This is a genomic window from Bacillus sp. YBWC18, from assembly GCF_002998775.1.
Lineage (GTDB): Bacteria > Bacillota > Bacilli > Bacillales > Bacillaceae > Bacillus.
This window is the reverse complement of sequence record NZ_PVRI01000002.1, coordinates 1-14,505: the sequence shown is the minus strand read 5'-3', so window position 1 is coordinate 14,505 and position 14,505 is coordinate 1. Positions and strand designations below refer to the sequence as shown.

17 protein-coding genes are annotated in these 14,505 nt (G+C 42.4%); 16 read left to right on the top strand and 1 reads right to left on the bottom strand.

The window, feature by feature from the left end:
* Nucleotides 1-4: 4 nt before the first annotated feature.
* The 15 genes from xerD to lysA all read left to right on the top strand — a co-directional run bounded on the left by xerD (nt 5) and on the right by lysA (nt 12,576).
* Nucleotides 5-895 carry a site-specific tyrosine recombinase XerD gene (gene xerD, locus C6348_RS06245; RefSeq protein ID WP_060596771.1) on the top strand — a complete coding sequence of 297 codons (891 nt, stop codon included), beginning with the start codon at nt 5-7 and terminating at the stop codon, nt 893-895.
* A gap of 151 nt (nt 896-1,046) precedes the next feature.
* Complete coding sequence (gene deoB / locus C6348_RS06240) at nt 1,047-2,231, top strand: phosphopentomutase (protein WP_106042344.1); 1,185 nt, start codon at nt 1,047-1,049, stop codon at nt 2,229-2,231.
* Nucleotides 2,232-2,242: 11 nt separating this feature from the next.
* Complete coding sequence (locus C6348_RS06235) at nt 2,243-3,055, top strand: purine-nucleoside phosphorylase (RefSeq protein WP_106042342.1); 813 nt, start codon at nt 2,243-2,245, stop codon at nt 3,053-3,055.
* Between the two features lie 157 nt (nt 3,056-3,212).
* The gene (locus C6348_RS06230) at nt 3,213-4,367 is read left to right on the top strand and encodes a D-alanyl-D-alanine carboxypeptidase family protein (RefSeq protein WP_411266102.1); all 1,155 of its coding nucleotides are present in this window, start codon (nt 3,213-3,215) and stop codon (nt 4,365-4,367) included.
* Nucleotides 4,368-4,529: 162 nt separating this feature from the next.
* On the top strand, nt 4,530-4,883 hold the full coding sequence (gene spoIIAA / locus C6348_RS06225) for an anti-sigma F factor antagonist (protein WP_034661146.1): 354 nt from the start codon (nt 4,530-4,532) through the stop codon (nt 4,881-4,883).
* Nucleotides 4,880-5,320: an anti-sigma F factor gene (gene spoIIAB / locus C6348_RS06220; protein ID WP_034661145.1), complete on the top strand. Its 441-nt coding sequence runs from the start codon at nt 4,880-4,882 to the stop codon at nt 5,318-5,320. Before spoIIAA ends, spoIIAB begins: the two co-directional genes overlap by 4 nt.
* Before the next feature lie 13 nt (nt 5,321-5,333).
* A complete protein-coding gene (gene sigF / locus C6348_RS06215; protein ID WP_060596768.1) occupies nt 5,334-6,101 on the top strand; it encodes an RNA polymerase sporulation sigma factor SigF in 768 nt (255 codons plus the stop codon).
* Between the two features lie 114 nt (nt 6,102-6,215).
* The gene (locus C6348_RS06210; protein ID WP_060596767.1) at nt 6,216-6,836 is read left to right on the top strand and encodes a stage V sporulation protein AA; all 621 of its coding nucleotides are present in this window, start codon (nt 6,216-6,218) and stop codon (nt 6,834-6,836) included.
* Nucleotides 6,826-7,242: a stage V sporulation protein AB gene (locus C6348_RS06205; RefSeq protein ID WP_034661142.1), complete on the top strand. Its 417-nt coding sequence runs from the start codon at nt 6,826-6,828 to the stop codon at nt 7,240-7,242. Before C6348_RS06210 ends, C6348_RS06205 begins: the two co-directional genes overlap by 11 nt.
* Nucleotides 7,243-7,262: 20 nt before the next feature.
* Nucleotides 7,263-7,715: a stage V sporulation protein AC gene (gene spoVAC, locus C6348_RS06200; protein ID WP_034661140.1), complete on the top strand. Its 453-nt coding sequence runs from the start codon at nt 7,263-7,265 to the stop codon at nt 7,713-7,715.
* Between the two features lie 12 nt (nt 7,716-7,727).
* Nucleotides 7,728-8,744: a stage V sporulation protein AD gene (gene spoVAD, locus C6348_RS06195; protein ID WP_034661138.1), complete on the top strand. Its 1,017-nt coding sequence runs from the start codon at nt 7,728-7,730 to the stop codon at nt 8,742-8,744.
* Nucleotides 8,744-9,094, top strand: coding sequence for a stage V sporulation protein AE (gene spoVAE / locus C6348_RS06190; protein WP_007501045.1), 351 nt, complete (start codon nt 8,744-8,746; stop codon nt 9,092-9,094). The genes spoVAD and spoVAE overlap by 1 nt, the downstream gene beginning before the upstream one ends.
* Before the next feature lie 6 nt (nt 9,095-9,100).
* Complete coding sequence (spoVAEA, locus tag C6348_RS06185; RefSeq protein WP_034661137.1) at nt 9,101-9,709, top strand: stage V sporulation protein SpoVABEA; 609 nt, start codon at nt 9,101-9,103, stop codon at nt 9,707-9,709.
* Nucleotides 9,663-11,135, top strand: coding sequence for a spore germination protein (locus C6348_RS06180; RefSeq protein WP_034661136.1), 1,473 nt, complete (start codon nt 9,663-9,665; stop codon nt 11,133-11,135). The genes spoVAEA and C6348_RS06180 overlap by 47 nt, the downstream gene beginning before the upstream one ends.
* Before the next feature lie 115 nt (nt 11,136-11,250).
* Nucleotides 11,251-12,576, top strand: a complete 1,326-nt coding sequence (gene lysA, locus C6348_RS06175; protein ID WP_095285352.1) for a diaminopimelate decarboxylase — start codon at nt 11,251-11,253, stop codon at nt 12,574-12,576.
* A gap of 38 nt (nt 12,577-12,614) precedes the next feature.
* On the opposite strand, the gene C6348_RS06170 is transcribed toward lysA, so the two are convergent.
* Complete coding sequence (locus C6348_RS06170) at nt 12,615-13,499, bottom strand: DUF1002 domain-containing protein (RefSeq protein WP_106042339.1); 885 nt, start codon at nt 13,497-13,499, stop codon at nt 12,615-12,617.
* Nucleotides 13,500-13,821: 322 nt separating this feature from the next.
* On the opposite strand from C6348_RS06170, the gene C6348_RS06165 reads away from it, so the two are divergent.
* Nucleotides 13,822-14,259 (top strand): peptidylprolyl isomerase, encoded by a 438-nt coding sequence (locus C6348_RS06165; protein ID WP_008359679.1) that lies wholly within the window; start codon nt 13,822-13,824, stop codon nt 14,257-14,259.
* Nucleotides 14,260-14,505: the final 246 nt, after the last annotated feature.

The following is a 14,505-nucleotide window of genomic DNA, read 5'->3' as shown; positions in this document are numbered from 1 at the left end:
ATCATTGAACGATCAATTATCCGACTTTATTCATTTTATGACAGTAGAGAGAGGACTCTCTGAAAATACCATTGTTTCTTATAAACGAGATTTACAGAACTACTTGTCTTTTTTAATGACACATGAGCAGCTGACGGATATCAAAGATGTCACGCGCCTGCATATCATTCATTATTTAAAGCAGCTAAAGGAGGAAGGGAAATCGAGCAAAACGTCAGTGCGGCATCTATCCTCGATCCGTTCCTTCCATCAATTTCTGCTCCGGGAAAAAGTGACAACAGATGATCCGTCGTGGAACATTGAAACGCAAAAAACAGAGCGGAAACTACCGAAAGTTCTATCACTAGGGGAAGTCGAAAAGCTGCTTGATACACCAAATCAGCACACTCCGTTTGACTACCGTGACAAAGCGATGCTCGAGCTCTTATATGCAACAGGCATTCGCGTCAGTGAAATGCTGGATCTGACTCTTGCTGATGTTCACCTCACAATGGGCTTTATCCGTTGTTTTGGAAAAGGAAGAAAAGAGCGGATTGTGCCAATTGGTGAAGCTGCTGCAAGTGCGATTGAAGAATATATCGAAAAGGGAAGAAGCAAGCTGTTAAAAAAACAGCCGGCAGATGCCTTATTTCTCAATCATCACGGAAAAAAAATGTCGCGGCAAGGTTTCTGGAAGAATTTGAAAAAAAGAACCATCGAAGCAGGGATTCAAAAGGAACTCACACCCCATACACTCAGGCATTCATTTGCAACACATCTGCTTGAAAACGGTGCAGACCTAAGAGCCGTGCAGGAGATGCTCGGACATGCCGATATCTCAACAACACAAATTTATACACATGTGACGAAAACAAGACTGAAAGATGTGTATCACAAATTCCATCCAAGGGCATAAGTAAAGCATGACACAGTGAACGTGTGTCATGCTTTTTCATGTTTGCACCGTTTATGGTTGTCAACCGGCTTGTAAACGGTTTATACTTGAGATGTCAGACCTCTCTTTTTGAAAGGTCAAAAGACAAGAATATTGAAGGAGGCGCTTTTTAATGCCTGATTATCAGTATAAACGCATTTTCCTCGTCGTAATGGATTCAGTAGGAATTGGGGAAGCACCCGATGCTGCTGATTTTAATGATGTAGGTGCAGATACACTAGGACATATTGCTGAAAAAATGAACGGGCTTCATATGCCGAATATGGCGAAGCTTGGGCTGAGTCATATTAAAGAAATCAAAGGAATTCCAGCGGATGAAAAACCGCTTGCGTATTATGGAAAAATGCAAGAAGCATCAAATGGTAAAGACACAATGACAGGACACTGGGAAATCATGGGTCTTTACATAGACACACCGTTCAAAGTCTTTCCAGACGGATTCCCAGATGAACTATTAAATGAACTAAAAGAAAAAACAGGCAGAGGCATTATTGGAAATAAACCTGCGTCTGGTACTGAAATTTTAGACGAGCTTGGCGAAGAGCACATGAAAACAGGCGATCTAATCGTCTATACATCTGCGGATTCTGTGCTGCAAATTGCTGCGCACGAAGAAGTGGTGCCATTAGATGAACTTTACCGTATTTGTGAAATTGCACGTGAACTCACATTAGATGAAAAGTATATGGTTGGACGTATTATCGCTCGTCCGTTTGTCGGGGAGCCTGGCGCATTTGTCAGAACACCAAACCGCCATGACTATGCTTTAAAACCATTTGACCGTACAGTGATGAATGAGCTGAAAGATGATGGGCTCGATGTGATTGCGATCGGCAAAATCTCTGATATTTATGATGGCGAAGGAATCACATCTTCTCTTAGAACAAAATCGAACATGGATGGAATGGACAAGCTGGTCGATACACTTAAAACAGACTTTACAGGACTCAGCTTTTTAAACCTTGTTGATTTTGACGCTCTTTACGGACATAGAAGAGATCCAGAGGGCTACGGAAAAGCATTAGAGGAATTTGACGCACGACTTCCTGAAGTGTTTGACCTGTTGAAAGAGGATGATCTCCTTGTGATCACAGCAGATCATGGAAATGACCCTGTTCATCACGGAACAGATCATACAAGAGAATACGTTCCGCTCATTGCTTACAGCAAAAAGCATCAGGGAGCAAATGAACTGCCAACAGCAAAAACCTTTGCTGATCTTGGAGCAACAGTTGCAGACAATTTCAAGTCAGCCATGCCAAAATACGGCACAAGCTTTTTATCTAAACTCAAATAGGGGGAAATCTCGTGGGAGCACAGTTTTCAGAAGCGGCGGCATACATTAAACAAGCATCAACAAACGTACCAACAGTTGGATTGATCTTAGGTTCAGGGCTTGGCATTTTAGCAGATGAGATTGAAAATCCAATCAAATTGAAATATGAAGATATTCCTGGATTCCCTGTTTCAACAGTAGAGGGTCATGCAGGACAGCTCGTCATCGGGACGCTGAAAGGCACTGTCGTATGTGCTATGCAAGGACGTTTTCACTTCTATGAAGGATATGATATGAAGCAAGTGACGTTTCCAGTCCGTGTGATGAAAGAAATTGGCATTGAGACATGCATTGTGACAAATGCAGCCGGCGGTGTGAATACATCCTTCCATCCAGGCGATCTCATGCTGATTACAGATCATATCAATATGATGGGGACCAATCCATTAATTGGACCAAATGACAGTCAAGGTGTTCGTTTCCCTGATATGTCTGCCCCATACGATAAAGATTTGCTGGCACTTGCAAAAGAAACAGCTCAGCGCTTAGGTATATCTGTACAGCATGGTGTTTATGCAGGGATGACAGGTCCTTCATATGAAACACCGGCTGAAGTTCGTTTCCTCAGAACACTTGGAGCAGATGCTGTAGGCATGTCAACTGTTCCAGAGGTGATTGTTGCGCGTCATGCAGGAATCAAAGTGCTTGGTATTTCATGCATTTCTAATGCGGCATCAGGTATTTTAGATCAGCCGCTGTCTCATGATGAAGTCATTGAAGTAACGGAAAAAGTGAAAGCGAGTTTCCTTGATTTAGTAAAAGATATAGTCAAACAACTCTCATAGCATGTTTCAAGAAGCCTTCTGTTTTATCGACAGAAGGTTTTTTTATGGCAATCATACGATCTCTGAATAAAACAGCCTGTATGAGGAAAAAATAGAAAGGATTACGATAATGGAGGTCTGCCACTTGAAACGTCATATATGTGCATTGTTTATTTTAATGATCCTTATCTCAATGGTTTCACCATCAGCGATAGCAAAAGAAAAGATTGAAAAACCAGGAGAAAAACAAACATCAGAATTGGTGCACGAAGCCAAATCAGCGATCTTAATAGAACGTGACACGGGAAAAGTGCTTTACAACAAAAACAGCGATGAAAAGCTTGCACCCGCAAGTATGACCAAAATCATGACGATGCTTCTCATCATGGAAGCCATTGATCAAGGAAAACTGAAAATGACTGACAAGGTTAGAACAAGTGACTATGCAGCATCAATGGGAGGGTCACAAATCTTCCTTGAGCCTGGAGAAGAAATGACCGTGAAAGAAATGATGAAAGGCATTGCGATTGCGTCAGGAAATGATGCTTCAGTTGCCATGGCAGAGCATATTGCAGGGTCTGAAGAACAGTTTGTGGAGCAAATGAACAAAAAGGCAAAAGAACTCGGCCTCACCTCTACGGTCTTTCAAAACCCAACAGGACTTCCTGAAAAAGACCATTACAGTACAGCTCATGATATGGCAAAAATGGCAAAAGAGCTGTTGAAATATGAACAAATCACTAAATTCACAGGGGTCTACGAAGACTATCTCCGTCAAAACACGGATAAAAAATTCTGGCTTGTGAATACGAACCGATTGATTAAATTTTATCCAGGTGTCGATGGGTTGAAAACAGGTTTTACAGGCGAAGCCAAATACTGTTTGACTGCATCCGCTAAAAAAGGCAACATGCGCGTCATTGCAGTTGTCTTCGGCGCAAGTACACCGAAAGACAGAAACGCTCAAGTGGTCAAAATGTTAGACTATGCATTTAGTCAATACACCACTCACCCGCTTTACAAACGAGGACAAGATGTAGCGGAGATCCAGGTAAGCAAAGGGAAAAAGAAAAAAATTCAGCTTGTCACCTCTGAGCCAATCTCCCTTTTAACGAAAAAAGGCGAAAATGTGGATCAGATTAAAAAAGAAATCAAATTGTCTCAGGATGTCACGGCCCCATTCTCAAAAGGAACGGAACTAGGTACAATTGTCTTGAAAAAAGACGGAAAAGTGCTGCATGAAAGCCCTGTAGAAGCTAAAGAAGGAATGGAAAAAGCAGGCGTTTGGACTTTCTTGAAACGAGCGATGGCGGAATTTGTGAAATGGAAATAAAATGTGAAAGGCTGCTGTAATTGGCAGTCTTTTTGCTATGAGTAAGAAGAAAAGAACATCTAAATGTGACGAATGGTCACTAGTTTTGTCATGGTGAAGGATTTACTTGATAAAAAAGAGAAACAATCTTTATCCGAAATTAGAGCAAGGAGGAATAAAAAGATGAGCCTTGAAATTGATTTTCAAGTAAAAGAGAGCGTACTTTGCATTCGGTTAACAGGAGAGCTTGATCATCACTCCGCAGAAACATTGAGACAAAAGGTGACGAATTATTTGGAAACAGAGGACATTCGCCACATCGTGCTGAATTTGGCTGATTTAACGTTTATGGACAGCTCAGGTCTCGGAGTGATTTTAGGAAGATATAAAGAAATTAAGCAGCTTGGCGGAGAAATGGTCGTCTGTGCTATCTCGCCAGCAGTGAACCGATTATTTGATATGTCTGGCTTATTTAAAATCATCCGTATGGAGCCTTCAGAGCAAACGGCATTGCAAACATTGGGGGTGGCATCATGAGGAATGAAATGAACCTGACCTTCTCTGCTTTAAGTCAAAATGAATCCTTTGCGAGGGTGACAGTCGCAGCGTTTATCGCCCAGCTTGATCCGACATTAGATGAATTAACAGAAATCAAAACCGTTGTGTCAGAGGCGGTGACAAACTCCATTATCCATGGCTATGATGGAAATCCAGATGGCAAGGTGCATATCCATGTCACACTTGATGACCATGTTGTGTACCTCACCATCCGTGACGAAGGCATGGGCATTACAGATCTTGAAGAAGCAAGACAGCCGCTATTCACCACAAAACCAGACTTAGAACGCTCTGGAATGGGCTTTACCATCATGGAGAATTTTATGGATGATGTCATGATAGACTCATCTCCAGAAATGGGCACGACCATCCGTTTAACAAAGCATCTATCAAAAAGCAAAGCGCTTTGTAATTAAAGGAGCTGCTCATATGGATGTGGAGGTAAAAAAGCAAGCAAAAAAAGCCCAGCTGTCAAATGATGAAGTCAAAGAGCTCATCAAAAAAAGCCAAGACGGTGATCAGCAAGCAAGAGACCTCCTCGTAGAAAAAAACATGCGTCTTGTTTGGTCCGTTGTTCAGCGCTTTTTAAATAGAGGATATGAACCAGATGATTTGTTTCAGATTGGCTGTATTGGACTGCTGAAATCTGTTGATAAATTTGATTTGTCATATGATGTGAAGTTTTCGACCTACGCTGTTCCAATGATCATTGGTGAAATCCAGCGATTCATTCGTGATGATGGAACAGTCAAAGTGAGCCGGTCACTAAAAGAACTTGGAAATAAAATTCGGCGGGCAAGAGATGAATTGTCTAAGTCTCACGGAAGAATGCCCACTGTCCAGGAAATTGCCGAATATCTTGATATCACACCAGAGGATGTCGTCCTCGCCCAAGAAGCGGTCCGCTCACCGACATCGATTCATGAAACCGTGTATGAAAATGACGGAGACCCGATTACATTGCTTGATCAAATTGCGGATCATTCAGAAGAAAGATGGTTTGATAAAATCGCTCTGAAAGAAGCGATCAAGGAATTAGAAGAACGAGAAAAACTCATTGTGTACTTAAGATATTATAAAGACCAAACACAATCTGAGGTAGCAGAGAGGCTCGGTATTTCACAAGTACAAGTCTCGCGGCTTGAAAAGAAAATTTTAAAACAAATCCAAATGCAAATGGATCAAAAAGACAGCTAGCCAATTAGGCTGGCTTTTTTTGTGTGGTAATTACCGGTAAATCAAGTTCTATCAGTATGAGAACCATTTTTCACCACATACTATTTTTAACCCATCGTATAGGAAGTGACTTGGATGGACGGACAAATCTTTCTTCGGCTGCGCCATCGAATCAAGACCGGTAATGATCAGCTTGTTTATTTAGAAGATATCGCCCAAATCACTGGTGATGAGTTTGCTGTGCAAAAGCTTAGCAAAATGCCGATATATCATGTCAGTAAAAAGGATCGTCACATCGCCGTTCTTGATATCATGCATGTGGTCAAAACGATCAAAAAAACATGGCCAGACATCGACATTCAAACCGTTGGAGGCGCTGAGGCCATTGTCGAAATTGATACAGGCAAACGCCAGCTTTCTCCCGTTTTATTTGTGTTTGTATGGCTCCTGTTATTTGTCGGAGCGGCGCTTGCCATTATGAATTTCCACGAGGATGTCAGTATGCGGCTCGTTCATATCCGCCTATATGAAATGATCACAGGAAAAACGGTTGAGCATCCTTATTTATTGCAAATTCCATATAGCTTCGGACTAGGCTTCGGCATGATTTTATTTTTCAATCATGTATTTAAAAAGCGTTTAAATGAAGAACCAAGTCCGCTTGAAGTGGAAATGTTTAAATATCAGCTCGATCTCGATCATTATGTCGCCCTCAAAGAAAATAAAGAGACAATGAAAGACATTCATGATCGGTAAGTGGCTTTTTGTCGTGCTTGTTGGACTTGGCGGCGGTTTAACGGTAGGAGCAGGGTTTGTGGCATTTCTCACAGTGCTGGGCATCATCCCTCGTTTAATGCAATTAACCAAAACGCAGCGCTTCATACAAGGGTACGAGGCGGCTGTCATCAGCGGGGCGGTCGTTGGCGGCTGGGCAACCTTAAGTCCAATACATTTGCATTTATCCAAATGGCTGGCACTTCCGATCGGTCTTTTAGCGGGCATCTTCGTCGGCATGCTTGCAGCTGCGCTGACTGAAGTATTAAATGTACTTCCTATATTAACGAAAAGAATTGGAATGGACGGGAAAATTGTTTTGCTTCTCATGGCCATTGTCTTAGGAAAGGTATTTGGTTCACTATTTCATTGGCTAATTTATATTTAAGAATTTGGAGGGAACAACACGTGTCGAGTTTAAAAGAGAACTATCCATCTAAGGTGAAAACGTATCAGCCTAAACCTCCTTATGTCCTCAACTGCATCAAGGCTTTTCTTGTTGGTGGATTGATCTGTGCCATAGGCGAGGGGCTGCAAAATTTCTATATTCACTTTTTTGATTTTAATGAAAAGACAGCAGGGAACCCAACCGTAGCGACCCTCATTTTAATTTCTTCTATATTAACTGGTATCGGTATTTACGATAGAATCGGCCAGTTTGCTGGAGCGGGATCCGCTGTCCCGGTGACAGGGTTTGCAAACAGCATGACAAGTGCTGCTCTTGAACATAGAAGTGAAGGGCTTGTGTTAGGTGTAGCCACGAACATGTTTAAGCTTGCTGGGAACGTCATTGTTTTTGGTGTCGTCTCGGCATATGTCGTAGGGATCATTCGATACATCTTGGAAAAGGCGTTTTCGTAGGAGGAATGAAACGTGAAACTAACAGGTAAACAATCTTGGGTATTTGAGCACAAGCTTTATGTCAATGCAGAAGGAACAGCTGCAGGACCGAAAGAAAAAGAAGGCCCGATCGGTCATCTAATTGATAAAACATACGACGAAATGCATTGTTATCAAAAGAACTGGGAAATGGCTGAAAGGCAGCTCATGGATGATGCGATATCAACCGCTTTATCAAAAGCAAATTTGCAAAAAAGCGATGTTGATCTTTTGCTGGCAGGAGACTTACTGAATCAAAACGTCACAGCAAACTATGTGGCAAGAGAACTTAAAATCCCGTTTCTTTGTTTATTTGGAGCATGCTCCACATCAATGGAATCGGTCGCCATTGCTTCGGCATTAGTAGATGGTGGTTTTGCAAAAAGAGCCATTGCTGCGACAAGCAGTCATAATGCGACGGCAGAACGCCAATTTCGTAATCCGACAGAATACGGCGGACAAAAACCAGACACAGCGACAAGTACAGTGACTGGGAGCGGGGCCGTTATTATCAGCCAAGAGCCCTCCCAAATTCAAATTACAAGCGCAACTGTGGGACGAGTTATGGATCTTGGGATTACAGACCCATTTGACATGGGGTCGGCAATGGCACCGGCAGCAGCAGATACCATCAAGCAGCATTTAGAGGATCTAGGGAGAACGGTTGACGATTACGATCTTATTTTAACAGGTGATCTATCTGGCATTGGCTCACCGATCTTAAAGGATCTGCTCAAAGAAGACGGCATTCAGCTCGGCCAAAAGCACGATGATTGCGGATTAATCATCTATACACCCGATCAAAACGTGTTCGCTGGAGGCAGCGGCTGTGCGTGTTCAGCTGTTGTGACATTCAGTCACATCTTTCAAGAAATGAAGGCAGGGAATTTGCAAAGAGTACTGGTTGTCGCAACCGGGGCACTTCTCAGCCCGACGATGGTCCAGCAAAAAGAGACCATTCCAACCATTGCGCACGGTGTCGTATTTGAGCGTGCAGGAGGAGAGAGCTAATGGATTATCTTATCGCTTTTGTTGCAGGCGGACTTATTTGCGTCATTGGCCAGCTTTTACTAGACGTACTCAAACTTACGCCTGCACATGTCATGACCACCTTTGTTGTGGCGGGTACCATATTAGACGGTTTCGGTATTTATGATAAATTTATTGAATTTGCTGGTGCGGGCGCAACCGTACCAATCGTCAGCTTTGGTCATAGCTTGCTTCATGGGGCGATGCATCAGGCAGATGTACACGGGTTCATCGGAATCGGGATCGGTATTTTTGAATTAACTTCTGCTGGAATATCAGCTGCGATTTTATTCTCATTTATTATCGCTCTTATCTTTAAACCGAAAGGATAACCTAATATGGGGCAAAGACGGAAAGTCATTTTAGTGACAGACGGAGATATATATGCTGCCAAAACCATTGAGCTTGCTGCTAAAAAAGTCGGTGGACGATGTATTTCCAGCTCAAAAGGAAATCCAAGCAAACGGACAGGGCCTGAACTTGTACAGATGATTTTAAAAACGCCGTATGATCCAGTGTTTGTCATGTTTGATGACTCTGGCCTGACAGGTGAAGGAACAGGAGAGACAGCGATGAAGCATGTGGCGCGTCACCCTGAAATTGAAGTCATAGGAGCGATCGCCGTTGCATCCAAAACGCATCAAGCTGAATGGACAAAAGTTCATGTTTCCATTGACCGGGAGGGTGAACTGACAGAATACGGTGTCGACAAGCATGGTCTTCCTGAAATGGAGCCTCATAAAATGAGCGGGGATACAGTGTATTGTCTTGACTCGCTCCATCTTCCGTTTGTTGTTGGGATTGGAGATATTGGCAAAATGGGACGTAAAGATGATCTGAGCAAGGGATCTCCGATCACAATGAAAGCAGTTGAATTAATTTTAGAAAGGAGTGGTTTCCATGAAGAAAGACAAGGTAAACGTGTACCGAGACCCGAAGAAAAATGAAGATTACTTCAAGGAAAATGTCGGAATGGGTCTCAGCTTTGACCTTGGCGTGCGGAAAATTTATATACACGATCAGGAAATCCAACTTTACTATGTAAACGGACTGTGTGATACACAGTATGTCATCTACTTATTAAAAGAGCTAATTGAAATCAATGACAACGAACCTGAATCAGATGATCTGGCACGTGTGGTCGAGAACCGTCTAGTCAATCAGCAGGTCTCAAAGGTTGAAACGCTCGATGAAGCGGTAGACCAAGTACTGTCGGGGCTTGTGGCAGTTGTAGTAGAAGGTGAAAACTACGCATTTATCATTGATGTCAGAAGCTATCCTGGCAGAATGCCAGAGGAGCCGGATACAGAAAAGGTTGTCCGGGGCGCAAGAGACGGCTTTGTTGAAAACATTATTGTCAATACAGCGCTCATACGAAGACGGGTGCGAGATGAAAAACTGAGATACAAAATGCTCAAAGTAGGCGAACGTTCGAAAGCGGATGTATGTGTTTGCTACATTGAAGATATTGCGGACCCAGATCTTGTCGATATTATAGAGAAAGAAGTATCAGGAATCAAAGTCGATGGGCTGACGATGTCTGATAAAACGATTGAAGAATTCATTATTAAACAAGGATACAATCCCTTTCCCCTTGTACGCTACACCGAGCGTCCAGATGTCGCCGCTAACCATATACTAGAAGGTCATGTCATCATCATTACGGATACATCTCCTAGTGTCATCATTACGCCAACCACCATTTTTCACCACGTTCAGCACGCAGAAGAATACCGCCAGGCACCTGCAGTTGGTACGTTCCTAAGATGGGTACGCTTTTTAGGCATTTTATGTTCAACGTTTCTTTTACCGATTTGGTTTCTGTTTATCCTCGAACCAAGTCTTCTGCCGGATCATTTAAGCTATATTGGCTTTAATAAACCTTCTCATATCCCGGTCATATTACAAGTATTCCTTGCTGATTTTGGGGTGGAATTTTTAAGGATGGCAGCGATTCATACGCCAACCGCTTTGTCGACCGCCATGGGGCTGATTGCGGCTGTTTTAATTGGACAAATCGCCATTGATGTCGGTTTATTTACGCCAGAGGTCATCTTATACGTCTCACTAGCGGCTATCGGGACATTTACAACGCCAAGCTATGAGCTGAGTGTCGCCAATAAGATTGTACGACTCATCATACTAGCACTCGTGGCGATCTTTAAGCTGAATGGACTCATCATTGGTTTTACGTTGTTAATCATATATTTAACATCCATACGTTCATTGCAGACGCCTTATATGTGGCCCTTTCTTCCTTTTAATGGGAAAGCTTTATGGCAAGTGTTAATTCGGACGTCTGTTCCTGGCTCAAAAGTAAGGCCAAGCATCGTTCACCCTCAAAACAGATCAAAAATTCCGCCAAATTCTTAACGCTCATTGAAAGTGGCTGAAGATTGTGATATTGTATTTTTAACTTTGAGAAACGGCAAAAGGCAGCTCACGCAGCTGTCTTTTTTCAGCCGAGGCGGAGAAAGAGGGAATGACATTGTATTTACACGGCACTTGCAGACAAAATGAACTCGGTCATTTAGAAATTGGTGGTGTTGATGCCGTTTCTTTAGCTGAAACGTATGGGACACCACTTTATGTATATGATGTGGCTTTAATACGGGAGCGTGCAAAAAGCTTTCAAAAAGCATTTATAGAAGAAGAGTTAACAGCGCAGGTAGCATATGCGAGTAAAGCATTTTCCTCCATCGCCATGTTTCAGCTTGCCAAGGAAGAAGGATTATCTCTTGATGTCGTATCAGGAGGGGAGCTTCACACAGCCATTTGCGCCGGGTTTCCGGTAGAAAAAATTCATTTCCATGGCAACAATAAAAGCAGGGAAGAATTGAAAATGGCGTTAGAGCACGAGATCGGCTGTATTGTCGTAGATAATTTCTACGAAATGAAGCTCATTGAAGAGCTTGGTCAAGAGCTGTCAAAACAGGTGAAAGTGCTGCTCCGTATTACACCAGGTGTCGAAGCGCATACACATGATTACATTACAACAGGCCAAGAGGATTCCAAATTTGGCTTTGACCTTCACAATGGACAAGCAGATGAAGCGGTGAAACAAGTGCTTGGATCAGAAGTGATCGAGCTTTTAGGCGTTCATTGCCATATCGGTTCACAAATTTTTGATACGGCTGGTTTTGTCCTTGCAGCAGATAAAATCTTTTTGAAGCTAGATGAATGGAGAGAATCATTTGGTTTTATTTCGACCGTGTTAAACTTAGGCGGCGGCTTTGGTATCCGTTATACAGAAGAAGATGAACCACTTCCTGCGACAGAATACGTCGAGAAAATTATCCAAGCTGTAAAAGAGAACGTAGCCCGCTATGAGTTTGATATGCCGGAAATTTGGATTGAGCCAGGCCGCTCTCTCGTTGGAGATGCAGGGACAACGCTTTATACGATCGGCTCATCAAAACATGTACCTGGCATTCGCGATTATATTGCGGTAGATGGGGGAATGAGTGACAACATTCGTCCAGCTTTATATCAAGCGAAATATGAAGCGGCAAGTGCCAACAAAATGAGCCAAACGCATGATCAAACGGTTTCCATTGCAGGGAAATGCTGTGAAAGCGGAGATATGCTCATTTGGGATATCGATTTGCCAGAGTTATCACAAGGAGATTTATTAGCTGTCTTTTGTACCGGAGCTTACGGCTACAGTATGTCAAACAACTATAACCGCATCCCGCGCCCGGCTGTTGTATTTGTAGAAGACGGGGAAGCGCAGCTTGTCGTTGAACGCGAAACATATGCGGATATTGTCAAACTTGATTTACCGTATCAATCAAAAGTGAAATCATCTACGTAAAAAAGCTGCCTGTACATCAGGCAGCTTTTTATAATGACTTATTTTCCTCCAGTAAATACAGAGACGATTGCGTTCCAAATGGAGACAAAGAAATCCCAAATCTTTTGAAGAAGGTTTTTCCCTTCATCTGATTCTATGAATTTCGTAATCTTGTCTTTTGCTTTATCGATTTGAGATCCTACTTGGTTCCAATCGATATTAATGTTCTTCATTTTATCGAATAGTGAAACAAGCTGATCCTTTTGATCTTGCGTTAGATTTAAGTTTAAATCAGAAGCAGCCTGATCCACTTTTTCTTCGACTTCTTTTGTTGTTTTAGGGACACCATTTTTCGCAATGTCATCCTTGATTTTTGCAATAAGGGCAGAAGCATTGTCTTTCCCGATGGAGTCACCCAATTTAGAAGTTGTCACAAGCTCTTCGTTTGCTACCTGTTTCACATCTTCTGGAATCGCTTTGTCGCTTGACACTTCATAGGCTTTTAATAGACCCGTCAGTGCGGCTGTACCAGAAACTTCAAACGGCGCAGTCACGACAACCTTGGCATCCTTGACACCGGCTGTCATTAAAGCATTTAAATACATCTCATCTGTAATAGTCTTGATGTTATGTGTATCCACAGTCAGACCAGTACCTGATTTTTCAATGGTGATAGATGAAGATGATAATGCTCTCGTCCCGATAGAAGAACGAGGGATATACTTTCCTAAATATTCATGCTCTTCTTTATTGGTTACTTCAATTTTTGTCGCATTTTCAGGTGGATTCAACTCGTCAAGCACCTTCTGGCGATCAGCCGGAGTTAAGTCTTGCCCAAGTGTGACGATGACATCGCCGACAGCTGCATCCGCTAAGCTGACTTTTGGCGCACCAATGAGGAAAAGGAGCGCTGCCATCATACCAAGCATTGATTTTTTTAACATGTTGACCTCCTTCAAGTCGAAAGGGTTCCTCTTTCAAGAGAAACTCATCTTTTGAGCACACGTAAAGAAATGCACTCCATCATATAGACGTAACAAATCGATTCGACGTTTCAATTTTCTTTTTAAGATGTTTTCCTTTTCCAATATAATGAAGACATGTTGCACAGTCTGTCATTAATTTAATAGGAAAAAAGGATCAAGCTCTTCTATTGTATCAATCCTAAGAAAAGAGGTAAATCACAATCAAAGAGCAGGGGATGTTTAACATCACCGAAAATGTGCTATAATGAGCGTTGTTTAACCTGAAAGGAGAATGTGAAAAATGGCGAAAAAAGGATACATACAACTAACGAATGGTAAGAAAATTGAGTTTGAACTATACCCAGAGGCTGCTCCAGGTACAGTAGCAAACTTTGAAAAATTAGCGAATGAAGGCTTCTACGATGGATTGAAATTCCACCGCGTCATCCCAGGCTTCGTAAGCCAAGGCGGCGATCCAAACGGTAATGGAACTGGTGGTCCTGGTTACACAATTAAATGTGAAACAGAAGGGAATCCACATCAACACGAAAGAGGTTCATTATCAATGGCGCATGCTGGTAAAGATACAGGCGGCAGCCAATTCTTTATCGTACATGACCCTCAGCCGCATTTAAACGGTGTTCACACTGTTTTTGGCAAAGTAACATCTGGTATCGAGGCTGTTCTAGATATGGAACAAGGCCAAGGTATGGAAAAAGTCGAAGTTGTCGATGCTTAATCCAAAACACCGCTTAATCGCGGTGTCAGGCTGTCGAGAAAATCTCGACAGCTTTATTTTTTCCTTAAACTTTCCATCTCCTCATTTTATAATAGAGAAAAACCCACTTAAGGAAGGTGTTTTTCTCATGTTCCACACTAGAAATTCTTCTCAGCACGAAGCCGAATTTGTATTGCTAGATCAACTGGTCGAAGAGGATCACCTGCTTCGTAAAATTGATCAGTACATTGATTTTTCATTTATCGT